This is a genomic window from Agrobacterium sp. CG674 (assembly GCF_053521645.1).
In genome coordinates this window covers 56,693-73,222 of record NZ_JBNWDZ010000007.1, presented here as the reverse complement: position 1 = coordinate 73,222, position 16,530 = coordinate 56,693, and the positions used below count along the sequence as shown (strand labels likewise).

Below are 16,530 nucleotides of genomic sequence, written 5' to 3'. Positions count from 1 at the left end.
ATGACGACTATCGCCAGATCGCCAAAGCTGATGTTTGTTATTAATTCTTTGGAGGGTGGCGGCGCCGAGCGCGTTCTGTGCACGATTGCGCGCGAATTTGCAGCCTCTAACCCCGGTGTCGATGTCCATATTGCAACGCTGGATGAGGTAGAAGACAAATACAGCGTACCTGACAGCATAAAACGACACCGTCTGGATTCCAAAGGTGCGATGCTGGCTAGCCTGACAAATTTGCGCCGCGTGCTGAAGTCGGAAAGACCGGATGCGGTCGTTGCGTTCCTGACACGATCCAACCTTGTTGCCGCCCTTCTCAGCAAGACAATGGGTATCCCCACATTGATCAGTGAGCGCGTCAATACGACGAGCCATTTCTCGACGAGACGCGCTGCGGGTATCTATAAGTTTCTCATTCGCCTTATCTATCCGCTCTCCCGGCGCATCATCTGTGTCTCGGATGGAGTGAGCGAGGATTTAGCAATCAATTTCGGCATATCCCGCAGTAAGCTGGTAACCGCTTTCAATCCCTTGGATATTGAAAGAATAAAGTTGCTGGGTTCGCAAGAGCCCGCCATTGCTCTTCCATCAAATTACCTAGTGTCCGTCGGTCGGCTTATGCCCAACAAGAACCACGCGCTGACAATCAGCGCACTTGCCAGGTCCAACACCGACTTCAACCTTGTGATCCTGGGCGAGGGGCCGGAGCGTTCCTCCCTCGAGGCACATGCTCGTAACCTTGGTCTGGCCAGTCGTGTACAATTCGCCGGTCATCTTGCGAATCCCTATTCTGTTGTCGCGAATGCGCAGGCTTATGTTTCTTCCTCGCTTGCAGAAGGCTTTCCCAATGCCCTTGTGGAAGCAATGTGTCTTGGGCGGCCCATTCTTTCGACCGACTGCGACTCTGGACCGTCGGAAATTCTCGACGGCCGCGCCACTTTAAAGGTGACCAGCTGTACCGAGGCTTCCCACGGACTTCTCGTGCCTGTCCTGAACGAGGAGGCGCTGTCCGATGGTATCCGGAAACTGTCCGATCAGTCATTGAGAGCAGATTATGGCCTGCGTGCAACAAAGCGCGCGCAGGATTTTTCCATGGAGAAAGCTGTAGAGGCTTACTCCAACATTATCCGGTCAGTCGCGGACTGGGAACCGCAAGGCGTCGCCTAGCGTCTAAGTGCAGCAAAACGATCGATTGAAATATTTCTGTCAGATTCATTCTCTAAGAAATTTTTTTTTATCAATAATAATAAAGTGTTGAATATGCAGGACGCCGCCAGAATTTCTTCGCCCAACAAGCGGATAGCTTATCTTGATATCTTCCGCTACTCGGCAGTAACATTCGCGATAATTTCCCACATCGTGATACATCACCAGATCTATGACGAAACGGCGTCGGACGAAGCCGCGATGATGAAAGCCGTCACACGAGCGGCAACGCCTGCCTTACTTGTTTTGTTCGGGATGATGATCGAGCTGGTGTATTACCGTAAATACAAGACGTCCTTCAAAGGAGCCATGGCCAGCTTAATCCAGAGAGCGATTATGTGCTATCTCGCTCTCGTCGCCCTCGCGACTGCCTTCTTTGTGAGTGGAGCCATGACCGCGAAGGGTCTAGTAGGGGGCATCACTCTTCTCGGCCAGGTGCATAACAACGATATCTTCAAGCTATACATGATTCTACTTGTTCTGACCCTGCCGCTGCTCTTCATCCGCCACCGATGGGGCGCTATTGGTGTTGGCGCGTTTGTGGTCACTTTGTGGGTGGGTCACCATCTTCTTCTTAGCAGCTTGTCCCCGCTGCCCTATCCGCTGGGTCATATAGGCTCTTTGACGATGGGCATTGGATCAGGGTTTGGCCCCAGTATTCTTCACAGCAGCGTACTGCTTGTGTTCGGCATGGCGGTAGCGGCGGCGCTCTTGACGGAACGTAACAGCAGCGCAAGGCGATCCTGGCTGGTGCTTTCAACTGTCATCATTGCCGGGGCTTTGATAGTCATTCTCCACCAAATGATCACATACGGACCAATGGGCGTTGTCCGAAAGATCGCTGTGATCAGGGAGTGGCGAAACTCTCATCACCTTGGCTATTATGCGTATGGAATATTAGCCGCTTCGCTGCTTCTCCTCTTTGCTGTAGTGGGTGATCGTCTCCTTCCTGCGCGAGCTAAGGCCGCTATCTCGAAAGCAGGAGGCGTCACTCTCATGTACTTTTTCCTAGCCAATCTTCTGTTGGCCCTTATTCCTACATTCGCAATGCCAGCGTCTGCTATTTCTGCAGCACTTGTGCTTGTCTATGTTGCGGTTTTCACAGCCCTTGCACTTTGGTGGGCGAGAACCGGCAAGAATATGCCGATGGCCAATATCTACATGAATGCCATCGGCGCTTTGTCCAGATCGGTCGCCGAGAAGCTTTCGCCTTCAGTCACATTCATGAGTGCCACCGGCAATTCCGATATAGAACGTGCTTCCGGCGGCGCAAGCAATGCGCGATAACGAGTAAAAGCTTGAGGTGGACTTGCGTCGCAAAGGTAAGGCGGCATTTTCAGATCAAGCGGCTATTTTCTCGAACTGTGCTGGGCTTAGAGTGTCAAACGCAGGGCCTTCGCTTCGGCATTCCGGTTTCCTTTTAACTCAAGAAAACCGCTCCACTTTTCCGATGCAAGTCCATCATGGTCCTGCTGCGGTTTACTGACGAAACGCGCGTTGGAAGCTTTGCACGAAGGGTTCAGCTATATATTCAGCGAATGTCCGGTCACCGGTGACCAGATAAGCCTCCGCTGGCATGCCGGGTACAATTGGTGGAAGCGGCTTGTCGTTCGTTGCATCTACTGCCAGACGGACGACGAAATAGCTCTGCCCCGTCGCCTCGTCTTTTGTCGCGTCGGCTGCCACAAACTCGACATGCGCGTCGGCGGGATCGAACAAATGGCGATTGAAAGCAGACAGTACAACCTTCGCTTTTTGTTGCGGAAACACATTGTCCACATCGGTCGGCTGTATATGCGCCTCGATGAGGAGGGGACGACCTTCCGGCACGATCTCAAGCAGAGGACGATAAGGCTCTACGGCGCTGCCTATAGTGTTCACATGCAGTGTCTTCACGACACCGGTAACCGGCGCTCGGATATCGACACGGGCAGCGGTCTCCGCTTTGCCGGCGAGTGTTTCAATCGCTTCGATCAATTCCGAACGCGTCTTGGATAGTTCATTGCTGACCTTCTCCTTGAATTGCGAACGTGTAGAGCCGATGCGCTGATCTATCTCATTAATCTGGTGGCGCAATGCCGCGAGCGTTGAGTTCATTTTTGCGATTTCGCCGCGAGCCGAACCCTCCTGCCGCTCCATCTCGCGCAAGCCGCTTTCACGCCCGAAGCCCTCCTTTATCGCTGTGCGCCGCAATTCAACATCGGTGGAAAGACTTGAAAGCTGGCCGTTGAGGGCATCAAGTTGACCCTGAGATCCGAGCATTTGCTCCTCGAAAGCCCGTCGCTGCGCCAAAAGAACCCCAAGCGTATCCGAAAGCTGTGTGCGACGGTCGCGGAATTCGGTCATCTGGTCATTGATGAGATAATCGATCAGGGTTGCTTCGAGACCCTCTACAGATTTTGGAAGGGTATCTATCGATATGGCGAGATCGTTGCGATCAAGCTGCTCAGCGGTGAGGCGCTGCTGTCGTGCAGCCAAGCCTGCAATCCTCGCCCGTAGTTCCTGAAGCGCGGATTGTTCCTGAGCGCGCTGCAACGTCGCCACAATATCGCCTTCCCGAACATGGCTACCCTCACGGACGAGCAACGCCGCCAGGACACCGCCTCGCTCATGCCGGACAATCTGGGCATTGCTGTCCGTAACAATCTCCCCGGTGGCAATTATAGCCCCCGACAAAGGTGCGCTGAAAGCCCAGGCGGAAAAACCGCCTAGAAGGAGCGCGATAACCCCAAGACCTGCCATTGCAGGTCCGCGGATAGAGGTTATTGCGTCAATGGAGCCCGGCGAGCGGTTCGCTCCGCGAAATTCAGTACCACTCTTCTTCATCAAAGCGCACCGCTAGCTGGCAAAACCTTCGCCCGCACCATATGCACATCCGCCACTCTGCCCGGTGTCGGCCGAGGTGCAATAGCCGTCAATTTGCCCTTTTCCATCATGTAGACTTGGTCCGCCACGGAGAGAATCCGATTCCGGTGGGTCACCATCAAAATCGCGCAACCTCTAGCGCGCTGCTTTACCAGCGCCTCGGTCAACACAGTTTCACCCATGCTATCCAGGTGGCTGTTCGGTTCATCCAGCACCAGAACCTTGGGACTACCAAAAAATGCGCGTGCCAAAGCAATGCGTTGGATTTGCCCGCCAGACAACCGCAAACCTCCGGCCCCTACGCGTGTACTATAACCGTCAGGCAATGTTGCGATAAAACTATGGGCCCCTGCCGCCATGGCCGCCTCCAGAATGGCTTCATCGGGCACAGACTGCCCAAAGCGACCAATGTTTTCGGCCACCGTTCCCTCATGCAGTATGCTTTCTTGTCCCATATAGCCAAAACTTGCGCCGCGCTGGGCACTTGGCCAATGACGTAGTGGAAATCCGTCAAGCAGTATTTCTCCTGCCGTTGGCAGCATCGTGGCTGCGGCGATCCTCGCCAACGTGGATTTCCCCGAGCCACTTGGGCCGACAAGCGCGGCAATCTGGCCCGGTTGAAGAACAAGACTTACATCTTGAAAGAGAGCGGGGCTCGACGCGTCGCGGCTGAACGAAAATGTGGCCTGGCGAATTTCAAGACGGCCAATTGGCTCAGGCAGTGTCATGAGGGGCCGCGAATTTTCCGTCGTTTCGAGTTTTGTAAACGAGCGGTCGACTTCCCGAAACGCCATCAGCGCCTCGTTAATCTGGCGCCATGACCCGACAACTTGTTCGACGGGCATGAGCGCACGAGAAGAAACCAGCGACGCTGCGAAGATCAGGCTAGCAGACATTTTGCCTGTGATCACCAACCATGCACCGGCGCCCAGCACCAGTACCTGGATACTTTGTCTCACAAATCGGGACAGACCATAGAAGTTGGCGTTTGTCTTGGCCAAAGAGTCGATCGGCCTCGATGCGGCCAAGGCAGCGTTGCTCCAACGCTGAACCATGTTGAAGCCCATTCCCATAGCTCGGATTTCTTCGCTCTGGCGCAGGGCATCCCCTGCATGGCGCATGGCCTTGCCTTGCAGGAACGAGAGGTTGCGCGAGCCTCTGTCTGCAATGCGCTGATTGGCGAAGGTCACAAGAACCAGCAGAACGATACCGCCGACTGTCGCCCAACCAATGACAGGATGAGCGAGAAACATCAGGCCCAAAAATAATGGTGCGAAAGGGAGATCGAACAAACCGGTGAAACTGCCACTCGCAATGAAACGCTTGACGACTCCCACCTTGCTGATCGATCCGGAGGTCTCCGACAGGATTTGAGCGCCATGCCCATCCGACGCGGCCATGATCAGCTTGGGCATGACTGAGAATTCGTAAAGGGAACTCAATCTCTGGGCAATGATTTGTCTGACTGATTCAATGCAGCCAAAAACAAAAAGCCCTCCGCAGGCGATGATAGTCAGGAAAACGAGCGTCTCCACGCTACTGCTTGGCAATACACGATCGTATACCTGCGTCATGTAAAGCGGCATGACGAGAAGCAGTAGATTTGTGAAGGTCGTAAACAGCAGCATCCAGAAAACGCCACCCTTCATCCCCTTCGAATGGGAGATTGAGGTGAGTAAGGACCGATCTCCGACTGACATTTCGCACGCTCCAGACAGGCATAATACACCAATACAAGAGCACAATATCGCTGTTCAAGGTTTAGAAAGTATTCACAGTCTCAGAAAAAAATGAGACGCTGGATTAATAAGATGTCCAACTTGGGCTGGCGGCAAGAAGTCTGATACGTCTCCTAAAAGGTTACATCGTATACCACAGATGCGGGTTCGAGCCCGACTGTATCTTGACCCAACGTAGATCCGCATTTCTCCACGACTTTATAACGTTCGTCCGGTTGTCCAAAACCAGGTCGCCAGTCGCGGTCTTTGCAATAAGAACTGCATGACCTTCGCCAGAAGATGTGTAGGCAACGGCAATACGCAGTGCTGCAGCCGGATAGCCTTTGGACATCAGAATGCGGCGTTTGGTCAAAGCGTAATCTTCGCAATCGCCCGATTTGGCGCCGACCTGCCAGATGTCAACCGACTTTCCGTTCTTCTTGTCGTTTCGACCTATGATGGACGAATTCACCTGGGCGTTCACCTGCTGCAACATCAGCCGTGCTGCTTTATCTTCGGGAGCGGCTGGTACGACGTCGCTTTTCTCGCAGTCAACGGGATTGCTGAGGCAAAAGCGAACCTGCGCAAATGGAGCTAATGTCGGGCGCCCTTCGGAAACGAAAGCACCTTCAATTGCGGTACCAACACTGCGCATGGCATTTGGTGAGGCCGCATTGGCAGAACTCAAACTCGCTATTACAGCGCCGACTGTCAATGCAGTTTTAATAGAAAGCTTGCCCATTTCTACTTGCCCTTCCCGTAACGATCTATAAGCGTTGGCTCGGTGTTTTGCTTTGGGACAAGCTAGCAGGGCTGAATTGCTCAGAAGCTAAGGATTTAGATCGAATTTTATGAATATCCGCTTTTCCAACTTATCCGCGAGATGATCGCGTACATAAGCGTTGTTGCTTCAAAACAACAACTAAAGAGCAGGATGTGTACAATGCCATATAGCCCGCTTGCCATGTGGCGCAATTGCGGTTAGAGACTGTACCAAGTAACGTGCTGATGAGGGGTCTCAGCCTGAAACAAGCTAAACACTCAGTTAACGTTATTGCAATTAGAATTTCTTAATCAAGTTCTGCCGTACTTGGCGAACACTTATTGTATGGACTCGTGAATAATGCGCTCAGCTTTGACGGGAACTCTTGTACTTGCCCTGCTGTCGGGGTGTACATCTACACCAAGTTCCGGTCCCACCTTTCGAGATATCGAGAGTGGCGCTTCACTGAAGGTTTCCAGCAAAGATTCAGCCAATAAGGTGGTTGGAGTAGACTATGCTCTGATAGACCTAGACCAGCGTGTGCTGAATTATTTTGAGGAAAAAGGCGTTACTTCTCTCGCTGGTGGCTTTGGTGGTGGACGCGGCACCGCGCCTGGTATCCCGCTTGGTGCAGGAGATGTGGTTCAGGTCGCTATCTTTGAATCTCAGGCTGGTGGCCTGTTCATTCCGGCGGATGCTGGTAGCCGTCCCGGTAATTTCATCACGCTACCAGAGCAAACCATCGACCGGAACGGGCAGATCAATGTCCCCTATGCAGGGCGAATCAAGGTTTCGGGCCGATCTGTCGATCAAGTTCAATCCGAAATCCAGGATGCTCTTGCCAACCGTGCAATCGAGCCGCAGGTCGTTGTGACGAAAGTTCGTAATCGTTCGGCTCAGGTAGCAGTTGTCGGTGACGTTAATACGCCAGCAAAAATTGAGCTTACCGAGGCGGGTGATCGGGTTCTGGATGCTATATCCCAAGCGGGCGGACTGAATGCTCCAGGGGTGGAAACTTACATTACACTACAGCGTGGCGGTCGTTCGGCGACAATCCTCTACGATCACCTTATCAACACGCCTGCTGAAAACATTTATCTCGCGCCAAATGACACCTTGATCGTGAACCGTGAACGCCGGACCTTTATTGCTCTTGGAGCGTCGGGGATCAATGGTCGTATGGACTTCGAGGATGCCAATCTCACGCTTGGTGAAGCAATGGGTAAGGCTGGCGGTCTTCTTGATGGTCGCGCCAACCCGTCTCAGGTCCTTGTGTATCGCGAAGTTGACCGCAAGTCATTGTCGGGCCTTGGCATAGATACGGCCAAATTCAGAGGCGACTCCGTTCCTGTCATTTTCCGTGCCAATGTTCGTGATCCGTCTGGCTTCTTTGCAATGCAGAAGTTCCCGATGCAGGACAAGGATATCCTTTACACGACGAACTCCGATTCTGTTGAACTTCTCAAGTTCCTGAACGTTGTGAACTCTGTGTCGACGACTGTATCAGGTGTGCCGATCGATGCCGCCAATGCGAAGGATGCAGTGCGCTCATTCTAATTGCTGTTTACCAGGTGCGCGGGCAAATTAACGAAATTTCAACATTGAGATTTAAGTATTTGTCCGGCAGGTTAGGCGATGATATGTAGTGTCCAATTCAACGAACTGGAAGATAAGACATGCGCCCGAACGTATTATATTTAAGTGTGAGCATTGGTCTTTGCCTTGCAGCGGGAAGCGCCTTCTCTGCTCCAGCGGTCACTGACTCTACTCAACCGGTCTCCTCCGGTCCTGCAGGTGCCGTGAGCTGCCTTGTTTCTCCGGCCCGGGTGTCCGATGAGAGTATTGTTGCGTTTCTAGCTGCACCAGAGGATATATACCGTGACGTTGCCGGTGATCGGGACGTGAATGCACTTGTTTTATCTTCACGCATCAGATCGCTGGCGGCATCTTCTTCGGATACCCTGACCCCGTTGCTTGAATTGGCAAAAACCGCAACCGCGAGCCAGCAGGCTGCAATTGGTGCAGGGCTTGCGCGCGCGGCAACGTCGTGTGTTTCAGCGAATGCCGAATATGCTTCGAAAATTCAGGTTGCTGTTGCTGAACTTAACAGTCCGGTTCTTGCTGAGGCATTCGCCTCAGGTCTTGACGACGTCCAGACGTCTGCTCTTGCCGGTGCTTCTGGTGCGGGCCCCTCTGCATCATCAATCGGCGGCGGCGGAGATGCCGGGGGTGGAACCCGAGGAATTGTTCCAGATGATGTCTATACGAACGGTGATGATCCGTTTTCGTTCACATCTCGCAAATATTCCGGCAGTGTTGTAACCACTTCTTCTGTCAGCCCGAGCGATGTGACTCCATAACTGATTTTTTGCTCCTTCGAACATATTGAAGGCCGCGTTGACGCGCGACCTTCTTTTTCATTAAGCACCGAGGGCTGGTGGCCTCCAGAGAGGTTCAAAATTGAATATCCAGAGGCACAGCGATACGACGCGTCACCAGTTGGATCAGAAGGCAATTTTGCCGGAAATGCCGGTCATCGACTTCGAGAAACTGGTTCAAATCGCGACGCGACGCTGGAAAATCTTCGGTGTGGCATGTTGCGCTGGTCTGGCATTAGGGTTGATTTACCTTTTCTCCGCGCAGCAACTTTACACATCTGAAGTCACCATCTTGATGGATGATGGCAACGCAAGCGTGATAAACGAGCTGCGAACGGTGCAGGATGCGGTAGACAACGAGAATTCTATATTAAGTCAGGTTGAGCTGCTGCAATCGGATGCCGTTATTGGCGGCGCAGTTGATCGCCTGAAACTGGCAGATAACGATAAGTTTTTAAAATCGGATGGCTTTCTATCTGACGCAATCAAGACGGTGCGGAAGCTCGTTGATGTAAAAAATTGGTTTGTGCCTGATGAATTGACCGGTGACACCGCTACAGCACGCCGGAGGGCAGCAATTAATCAGATTGTTGCGAATCTTGATGTGGTACGCGTGCCTCGCACCTATGTCTTGAACGTAAGCTTTACTTGGGCAGATCCTGTTCTAGCAGCACAGATTACGAACGAAATAGGGCAAGGCTACTTGCTCGATAAGCTCAATTCGAACTTCGAGACGACAGAACGCGCCAGCAGCTGGCTCAATAGCCGTATTGCAGAACTGCGCGAGCAGTCACGCGCTTCCGATACGGCCGTCCAGAAATTTCGGAGCGATAACAATCTCCTTTCTGCAGGCAGTGTTCTGGTCTCAGATCAGCAACTCGATGAGTTGACCCGGGCTCTAGTCGTTGCCCAGGATGCTGCAGCAAAAGCAGAGGCGCGTTACAGCCGTATCATGGAAGTTCTGGATAAAGGCGATGTCAATGCTGTCGTTGCCGATTCATTGGACAGCAATATATCCAACGATTTGCAGAAGAAATACCTGGAGGCTTCCAAACGCGAGAGTGAGATATCCAATCGCCTCGGGCCCGACCACATTCAGGCCATACGCCTTCGGGCGGAAATGGAGCAATACAAACTCCAAATGTTCGGTGAACTTCGCCGCATTTCGAACTCATACCGAAATGAACTCGAAGTCGCAAAGGCGCAGGAGCGGATAACAACAGAAAACCTGGATAAAGCCAAGGTTGTGACAGCTGTGGCTGGCGAAAAGCAGGTGGAACTACGCCAACTCGAACGGACCGCAGAAACTGACAGCAACCTACTGAAGCTTTTCCTTGAGCGCTATCAGCAAGCTCTTCAGCAGCAGTCCTTTCCCGTCACAGATGCACGCATTATTGCCAAGGCGAAAGTGTCTGACGTTCCAAGCCATCCACGCAAGCCACTCCTGCTGGCGCTTTTCCTGATGGCCGGAGCTGCGATTGGTTTGTGTCTTGCTGCATTTAAGGAGTTCCGCGACCGTTATTTCCGCACTGGTGAGCAGGTGACGGCTGAACTGGGACTGCAGTTTCTGGGCGCTGCGCCCTTGCTGACACCGGCCAAGGGCGAGAAAGCACTAGCTAACCCGTCCGCAAACGAGATTGAAAAAGTCAGTTCAGTCACAAACTACGTCGTTGAGCATCCCCTGTCAGGTTTCGCCGAAACCCTTCGCCGTGCGAAGATTGCTGCTGACCTCGCTATTCCGGGGGACGGCTGTAAAACGATTGGGATAATCTCCACTCTTCCAGGAGAAGGCAAATCGACCATTGCAGCAAACTTTGCTGAATTGCTGGCAAAGCAGGGGAGCCGGACGGTACTTGTTGACTGCGATCTCCGCAATCCAGGCTCAACCCGGTCCTTGGCACGCAACGCTCGCTATGGCCTGTTGGAAGTAATCCTGGGCAAGATGCCGATTCAGCAGGTTTTGGTTCGCAATAGGAAAACCAATCTAGGATTTATCCCTGCAGTTATTTCGCAGCGGGTGCTCCATTCGTCGGATCTTCTTACATCTGCAGGAATGTCTGAAGCATTGTCCGTGCTCGCCGCCGATCACGACTATATCATACTCGATCTACCACCGCTTGGCCCAGTCGTGGATGCGCGAGCGATGGCGCGCAAAATCGATGCATTTGTATATGTTGCCGAGTGGGGCAAAACATCACGGCGAGTCGTCCGCCATACATTGGAAACTGAGAATCTCATAGCTTCCAAATGCCTAGGTGTCATACTTAACAAGGTCGATGAGCAGAAACTGCGCCTTTACAGGTCGTTTGGCTCACTGGAATTTTATAATTCACGCTATCAAAAGTATTACATTGAGCAAGCTTAGGCTGAATATATTCACCGTCTTCGGGTCTGCCTTACTAAGTGTAACGGCATTTTATATCATCATTTTAGCGTCAAATTCCTTGATGCTAGACAGTGACTATAGCGGGGTAAAGTTTTACTCGCGTACAGTGCTGTCGGGCGAACCGCGCACGCGCAAAGACGTGGTAAAGCTAAGCACTATCTCTAATGAGATTGTGTCTGAAAATGTCTGTCGATCTGATATTCTGAAGGCTGGTCTTGTCCTTGTGCTGAGCCGGATAGAGATCAATCTTGCTCCGCAGGATTATGATTCCTGGCTTGAAGCGGTTTCCAAAGCGAACGGCTATATCGCTCACGCAATCCGGTGCACACCGACAGACGGAAATTTATGGCTACGGATGGCAATGGTAACCCGTGCGGGTGCAGAAGACCCGGAACGCATTGCCGAGTTAATGACACGGTCCCAGAACTTGGCACCAGCAGAAATTTCGGTGGTGATGGACAGGGTCAGGTTCTACAACGCACTCGGTGCCAACACATTGAAGAAGACTTCATTTGTGGTGCAAAAGGATCTTGCTGTTTCACTCCAGCAGGAGCCCAAGCTGCTGCGTGAGATCCTCGAGAAGCCGAGCAAAGCACTGACGCCGTATCTACGTGAAGCAATCCGTAAGGCTGATTTTGTTTGCAGAACGGACTGGCCGCCCTGTCAAAACGCGGAGAGCACGCTCTAAATAGCAACGGGTGTAACCGTTGTATCAATGCAATTAGTATTTGTGATCATTAATGAACGATAAGCAGGGGATTGGGATCGCTCAAGTTAATCAGACTTGTTGTTGGGTTGAGTGTACGCAATCTTGATATTCTTTCGCATTAAACAACGAACGAAGGTGGCGGTGGATATGAATAAACTGCTTCGGCGTGATTTTCTGGGAGTTCTCGCGGCTGCGGTCTTACCCTATGGTTCGGCGCTGGCTACAGACGAGCAAGCGGAGCAGGCTCCGCCCTCCGCACCTAATCTACCAAGATCCGCACAGCCGCAAAGTAGCAAAGGAATTGCAGCGAAACCTGCGCAGAGGATTGCGTCCAAAAAGTTTGCCGACAGCCCCGTGATCCTGAAGGTCCGTCCTGGTAGCGTCGTCGAAGGTGTTAATATAACCGATATTGAAATGCTTCGCTCCGGCCGCTTGGTAAGCTGTGATGGCGATAAGGGGCATGACATAATGAGCAGTGCCCCGGGCCTTCGAGTCAACCGGGTGCGGTCTATGGATGCAAGATCCGGCGGACTCATTCGTTTGCGCGGACGCTCGGACGATGTAATTATCCGGGATGTGCACTATCAATCCAGCGCAATAAATACTGACCGAAAGAAGATCAGCGCAGTTATACAGTTGGGTGGAAAGTCGGATCAGGATGTCGGCGATAACATCCTGATAGAACGCGTCTATGCCGAAGGCATGATCTCCGACTATGACGGATTTCTTAATGGCGATATATTCTCAGACGAAGCGGGTTGGAGTGGCGTAGTCTATCGAAATTGTTACGGAAAGAGAGCATCCGACTCCATCTTCGACCTTAAAAGCCAAGATACCGTGCTTGATCGCTGCACAGCGGAAGGTGCGCGGCGTAATTTCAAAATGTGGTACGACAAGCGCTCCACTCACCTCATCAGCATCAATCCGGGCCAAACCGGAAACGGTCGCGCCGCACACTATTTCGCCAAAGGCAGCGAGAAAAAATTGTCCGTTCAAGTGATCGAACATATCGACTTCATTGCCGATATGCCTGTCCCACTCATAGTGGTCGAAGAAGCTCCCGTAGAAATTCGAATTCGGAGCTACACCTGCCAGGTTCCGGGCGGGACGCTGATCATCGGAGGAAACAAGGATCTTGCCAAGGTGATATGGGAAACAGGGGCTCCCCGAATCTGATTTCGTTATGGACGATTTAAGGCGACAGACTCCGTAGAAAGCGTGAGCTCCGGATGTGATACCGCAGACGACGTTTACATCGCCGCAACCGACCTGTTTACCGGCGCCGATTTTTTCCCTGACTCTTAGGAGCCCGTCCACATCTAGAAGTGGTTCTTTTTGAACCGTTGTTTATGAGCCAAAGAAAGCCATTGAAATGGCAGTGTAAACGCAAAAGGCGGAAGAGATCGGGTAAAGCGCTTAAATGAATTGGAGACCGCGAACGCTCGCCTCCGTCGCGCGGTCTGCGATCTGACCGTGGAAAAAGGATACTTGCAGGTTCTGTAAGGGACACTTCTAAGCCCGGCCTGCATTCGTCTTCGCGGATATCGAGATTTTCATTGCAGCATCAAGGCTAAGGTCATTGATGTTCGCGCGCCCGTTGGGACGTACTGAGCAGGAAGGCCTACCGGAGCACGTGGGCAAGACGGAAATTCTGATCAGTAGAGGAGGGCATATCGAACGGCCTAACCTCGTAGCCGTGAAGTTTGATCGTTAGTCGCCGCCCAATAGATGGATTAGAAACCGGGGACGGCGTCATACTGGCTGCAACCCCGGCCCATATCATTTAATGCACTGGTAAAGCTGGAGAGTGCTTGTGTAAGATCGGCGTGTTTAAAATTGCCGATATCTTGTTACTTTGCGTCCAGAAGGCGATCTACACCCGCTATAATATGGTGTTCAACGTAGATTAAACGGCTTATTGGTTGGGAAGCGCTGTCTCGACCACGACGGTCATGCTGAATATACCTTAGTCGAATTCAGGAGTTTGGAGGAATATATAACAGTCAGACGCCCCTCCCATGCTTTCGTGTAGGCGGACCAGCGTGGCTAAGAGCATATACGACGGATGGCTGACAGTTTTAAGCAAACCGTCCGAATAGTCACCGGCCGTTTCAAAGACAGTCGAGCAATTATTGCGTGGCAAGGCAATCAGCGACAATAGCGGTATGCTAAAAGTCAGCGGATAAGGGGTCACTAAACACCCAAAACGGCGTCAAAAACCTTTGCCACCCTTTATTTCCGACATCACGGTGCCGAACATGATCCAAAGATCGAGACGAATGGAAAAGTTTTCGATGTAATACAAGTCGCTGGCAATACGCGCACGAGCTTTCCCAGGCCTATCGGTTGGTCCCCTCAAGCCTCGCATCTGAGCTAAACCCGTCAGCCCTGGCTTCACTGCGTGCCGATCGTGATAATGAGGAACAAGCTCCTCATACCGAACTCCGGCAGCTAGCATTCCAATCGCATGGCACCGGGGCCCGACAAGCGACATGTCGCCGCGCAATACATTCAGAAGTTGCGGCAGTTCATCGATATTGGTCTTTCGAATAAATGCGCCAATCCGGGTCAGTCGCGGATCATTCTCCACGGTTTGGGCGACACCGCTCGCATCTCCTGCGTCAGCACGCATCGATCGGAATTTATATATTCGAATCCTGCGACAATTCTGCCCCCAGCGCGCTTGGGTGAATAGAGCAGGCCCGGGGCTATCAAGCCTAATAAGCAAGGCTATGAGCAGCAGGACTGGAGCAAGTGCAAGCAGAACAGATGCAGCGATAAAAATATCTATTGAGCGCTTCGTCACCACCTGAGCTGGCGAATAAGAAGTCTGTGACCCATCCGCTCCCACAACTCTAGAGGACTGGGACAGGTGCCGCTCTAATGCGCTAGTATTTGCATACTCCACGTTGGATCCTAGCTCCGATATCCTCATCTAGATCAACCTTTGAATATACTTTGACGAATTACCTTATCTCATTAGTACAACTCAGAGCCTGAGTCATTAAGAATGTTAACGAAAGGTTAATGATAGTGATATTCCTAGTGGAGTGATAACATAAATTCAAATATTCACATTCGATGATTGTAAAATCCATAATTTGCTTGCGAATGGTTGCGCCAAAAAATGTGAGCATAACTGGAGCAGTGAGCATACTTCGCTGTTCCTGAGTTTGGTGGGGTTACACTTTCCAGCTTTTTTTGTTTGAGGGGATAGGTTGCACCGATGTAGCAGATCGCGGCTGGTCATCGAATGGTTGATGATCTTACGTTCGGCCACTTTGATGAACTGATGGGGTGGATGCCCCCTCCGGTCGGCATCGAGTATGATGCCTGCCCAGCGCCATGGTGCCGCTTACGCAGGAAAGGCAGATGACACAAGTGCATATTCTTGCAATCAACCTCGCAAAGCGGTGTTTCCAAGTCTGTGCGACGGATCGCGGCGGTGCGGTTCTATTCAACCGGGTGCTTTCACGGGCTCGATTGCTGCAGCTTTTGAGTGAGTAATCACTTGCGTCGTCGCGATGGAGGCTTGCGCCACCAGTCATTTCTGGGGTCGCTTTGCTCAAGGCTGCGGCCACGAGCCACGACTGATCCCGCCCATTCGCGTTAAGCCCTTCGTCAAGCGGCAGAAGAATGATGCAGCTGATGCAGCGGCAATTGCAGATGCCGCTCTACGGCCGAACATGCACTATGTTGCAGTCAAGAGCGCTGAACATCAGGCGCGTGCGGTGGCGTTCCGAACGCACCATTGCTTCGTGCGCCAGCGCACCCAGCCCATCAATGCGTTGCGCGGGCACCTCGGTTAATTCGGAATCGTCGTTGCTCAAGGACCAACCAATCTCGCTGCGGTGGTGTGCATTCTGGCTGATCAAACAAATGATCTCCCTGATTGAGTTAGAGAGATTGGTGAGCTTCACCTGGACCAGATCAGGCTGCTGACTGAGAAGATCGATGGGCTGATGCTGAAGCTTCGAGAAGCTACCAAGGCGAATGAAGATATGCGTCGACTTTGCACCGTTCCCGGCGTCGGCCCCGCTACCGCCGGCGCGATCCCCGCGTTTGCCCCCGATCTTCGTGCATTCAAGAGCGGCCGGAACTTTGCTGCCTGGCTGGGCCTTGTGCCCAGGCAGCACTGAACGGGTGGCAAGACACGACTGGGCGGTGTCAGCAAGGTGGGGCAGACCGACATCCGAAAACTTCTCATCGTCGGAGCCATGAGCCTAATCCAATGGATTGTGCGCAAGGGCGTCTTACCGGACAACTGGCTTGGAGCAAATCTTGGGCGAAAGCCTCGGATGGTGGCAGCTGTCGCGCTCGCGAACAAGATGGTGGGCATCATATGGGCAATGATGACAAGGGAGCAGAATTACATAATGGCGTAATCCGCTGCCTTTCGCGAACGCGGTGATGCCGGGGGCGACAAGCCCCGGTGGGAAGATCGACTGACGGAACGATGCGGAAAGTACCTCAATGTTCAGAATGGGGTAAACCAGTCCCGGCGCTCGAGC

The 16,530-nt window shown here is 52.4% G+C and carries 11 protein-coding genes and 1 pseudogene; 8 read left to right on the top strand and 4 right to left on the bottom strand.

Annotated features, from left to right (window positions below; all coding sequences use genetic code 11):
- Together ACQZ51_RS18115 and ACQZ51_RS18110 are read left to right on the top strand one after the other, a co-directional pair.
- Positions 1 to 1,161 (top strand): glycosyltransferase, encoded by a 1,161-nt coding sequence (locus ACQZ51_RS18115; RefSeq protein ID WP_448779347.1) that lies wholly within the window; start codon positions 1 to 3, stop codon positions 1,159 to 1,161.
- Between the two features lie 93 nt (positions 1,162 to 1,254).
- On the top strand, positions 1,255 to 2,487 hold the full coding sequence (locus ACQZ51_RS18110; protein WP_448779345.1) for a hypothetical protein: 1,233 nt from the start codon (positions 1,255 to 1,257) through the stop codon (positions 2,485 to 2,487).
- A gap of 192 nt (positions 2,488 to 2,679) precedes the next feature.
- On the opposite strand, the gene ACQZ51_RS18105 is transcribed toward ACQZ51_RS18110, so the two are convergent.
- The 3 genes from ACQZ51_RS18105 to ACQZ51_RS18095 form a co-directional block, all read right to left on the bottom strand.
- Positions 2,680 to 3,942: an HlyD family type I secretion periplasmic adaptor subunit gene (locus ACQZ51_RS18105; protein ID WP_448779343.1), complete on the bottom strand. Its 1,263-nt coding sequence runs from the start codon at positions 3,940 to 3,942 to the stop codon at positions 2,680 to 2,682.
- An 83-nt stretch (positions 3,943 to 4,025) separates the two neighbouring features.
- Entirely contained in the window at positions 4,026 to 5,765 is a 1,740-nt protein-coding gene (locus tag ACQZ51_RS18100; protein ID WP_448779341.1) for a type I secretion system permease/ATPase, read from the bottom strand.
- 160 nt (positions 5,766 to 5,925) lie between these two features.
- Positions 5,926 to 6,525 carry a transglutaminase-like cysteine peptidase gene (locus ACQZ51_RS18095; RefSeq protein WP_448779339.1) on the bottom strand — a complete coding sequence of 200 codons (600 nt, stop codon included), beginning with the start codon at positions 6,523 to 6,525 and terminating at the stop codon, positions 5,926 to 5,928.
- Positions 6,526 to 6,906: 381 nt separating this feature from the next.
- On the opposite strand from ACQZ51_RS18095, the gene ACQZ51_RS18090 reads away from it, so the two are divergent.
- From ACQZ51_RS18090 to ACQZ51_RS18070, 5 genes are all read left to right on the top strand, one after another.
- The gene (locus ACQZ51_RS18090) at positions 6,907 to 8,103 is read left to right on the top strand and encodes a polysaccharide biosynthesis/export family protein (protein ID WP_448779337.1); all 1,197 of its coding nucleotides are present in this window, start codon (positions 6,907 to 6,909) and stop codon (positions 8,101 to 8,103) included.
- 119 nt (positions 8,104 to 8,222) lie between these two features.
- Complete coding sequence (locus ACQZ51_RS18085; RefSeq protein WP_448779335.1) at positions 8,223 to 8,906, top strand: hypothetical protein; 684 nt, start codon at positions 8,223 to 8,225, stop codon at positions 8,904 to 8,906.
- 100 nt (positions 8,907 to 9,006) lie between these two features.
- The gene (locus ACQZ51_RS18080; RefSeq protein ID WP_448779333.1) at positions 9,007 to 11,289 is read left to right on the top strand and encodes a polysaccharide biosynthesis tyrosine autokinase; all 2,283 of its coding nucleotides are present in this window, start codon (positions 9,007 to 9,009) and stop codon (positions 11,287 to 11,289) included.
- Positions 11,276 to 11,998, top strand: a complete 723-nt coding sequence (locus ACQZ51_RS18075) for a hypothetical protein (protein ID WP_448779331.1) — start codon at positions 11,276 to 11,278, stop codon at positions 11,996 to 11,998. The genes ACQZ51_RS18080 and ACQZ51_RS18075 overlap by 14 nt, the downstream gene beginning before the upstream one ends.
- 168 nt (positions 11,999 to 12,166) lie before the next feature.
- Positions 12,167 to 13,195 carry a hypothetical protein gene (locus ACQZ51_RS18070; protein WP_448779329.1) on the top strand — a complete coding sequence of 343 codons (1,029 nt, stop codon included), beginning with the start codon at positions 12,167 to 12,169 and terminating at the stop codon, positions 13,193 to 13,195.
- 1,036 nt (positions 13,196 to 14,231) lie between these two features.
- Here the strand turns inward: ACQZ51_RS18070 and ACQZ51_RS18065 are convergent.
- Positions 14,232 to 14,954 (bottom strand): sugar transferase, encoded by a 723-nt coding sequence (locus ACQZ51_RS18065; protein WP_448779327.1) that lies wholly within the window; start codon positions 14,952 to 14,954, stop codon positions 14,232 to 14,234.
- Positions 14,955 to 15,391: 437 nt separating this feature from the next.
- Between ACQZ51_RS18065 and ACQZ51_RS18060 the strand changes: the two are divergent.
- Positions 15,392 to 16,404 (top strand): annotated as a pseudogene (locus ACQZ51_RS18060) (IS110 family RNA-guided transposase).
- The last annotated feature ends 126 nt before the right edge of the window (positions 16,405 to 16,530 follow it).

Coding starts and splice junctions, on each gene's coding strand:
- ACQZ51_RS18115 (WP_448779347.1), top strand. CDS start 1: ATGACGACTATCGCCAGATCGCCAAAGCTGATGTTTGTTATTAATTCT.
- ACQZ51_RS18110 (WP_448779345.1), top strand. CDS start 1,255: ATGCAGGACGCCGCCAGAATTTCTTCGCCCAACAAGCGGATAGCTTAT.
- ACQZ51_RS18105 (WP_448779343.1), bottom strand. CDS start 3,942: ATGGCAGGTCTTGGGGTTATCGCGCTCCTTCTAGGCGGTTTTTCCGCC.
- ACQZ51_RS18100 (WP_448779341.1), bottom strand. CDS start 5,765: ATGTCAGTCGGAGATCGGTCCTTACTCACCTCAATCTCCCATTCGAAG.
- ACQZ51_RS18095 (WP_448779339.1), bottom strand. CDS start 6,525: ATGGGCAAGCTTTCTATTAAAACTGCATTGACAGTCGGCGCTGTAATA.
- ACQZ51_RS18090 (WP_448779337.1), top strand. CDS start 6,907: ATGCGCTCAGCTTTGACGGGAACTCTTGTACTTGCCCTGCTGTCGGGG.
- ACQZ51_RS18085 (WP_448779335.1), top strand. CDS start 8,223: ATGCGCCCGAACGTATTATATTTAAGTGTGAGCATTGGTCTTTGCCTT.
- ACQZ51_RS18070 (WP_448779329.1), top strand. CDS start 12,167: ATGAATAAACTGCTTCGGCGTGATTTTCTGGGAGTTCTCGCGGCTGCG.
- ACQZ51_RS18065 (WP_448779327.1), bottom strand. CDS start 14,954: ATGAGGATATCGGAGCTAGGATCCAACGTGGAGTATGCAAATACTAGC.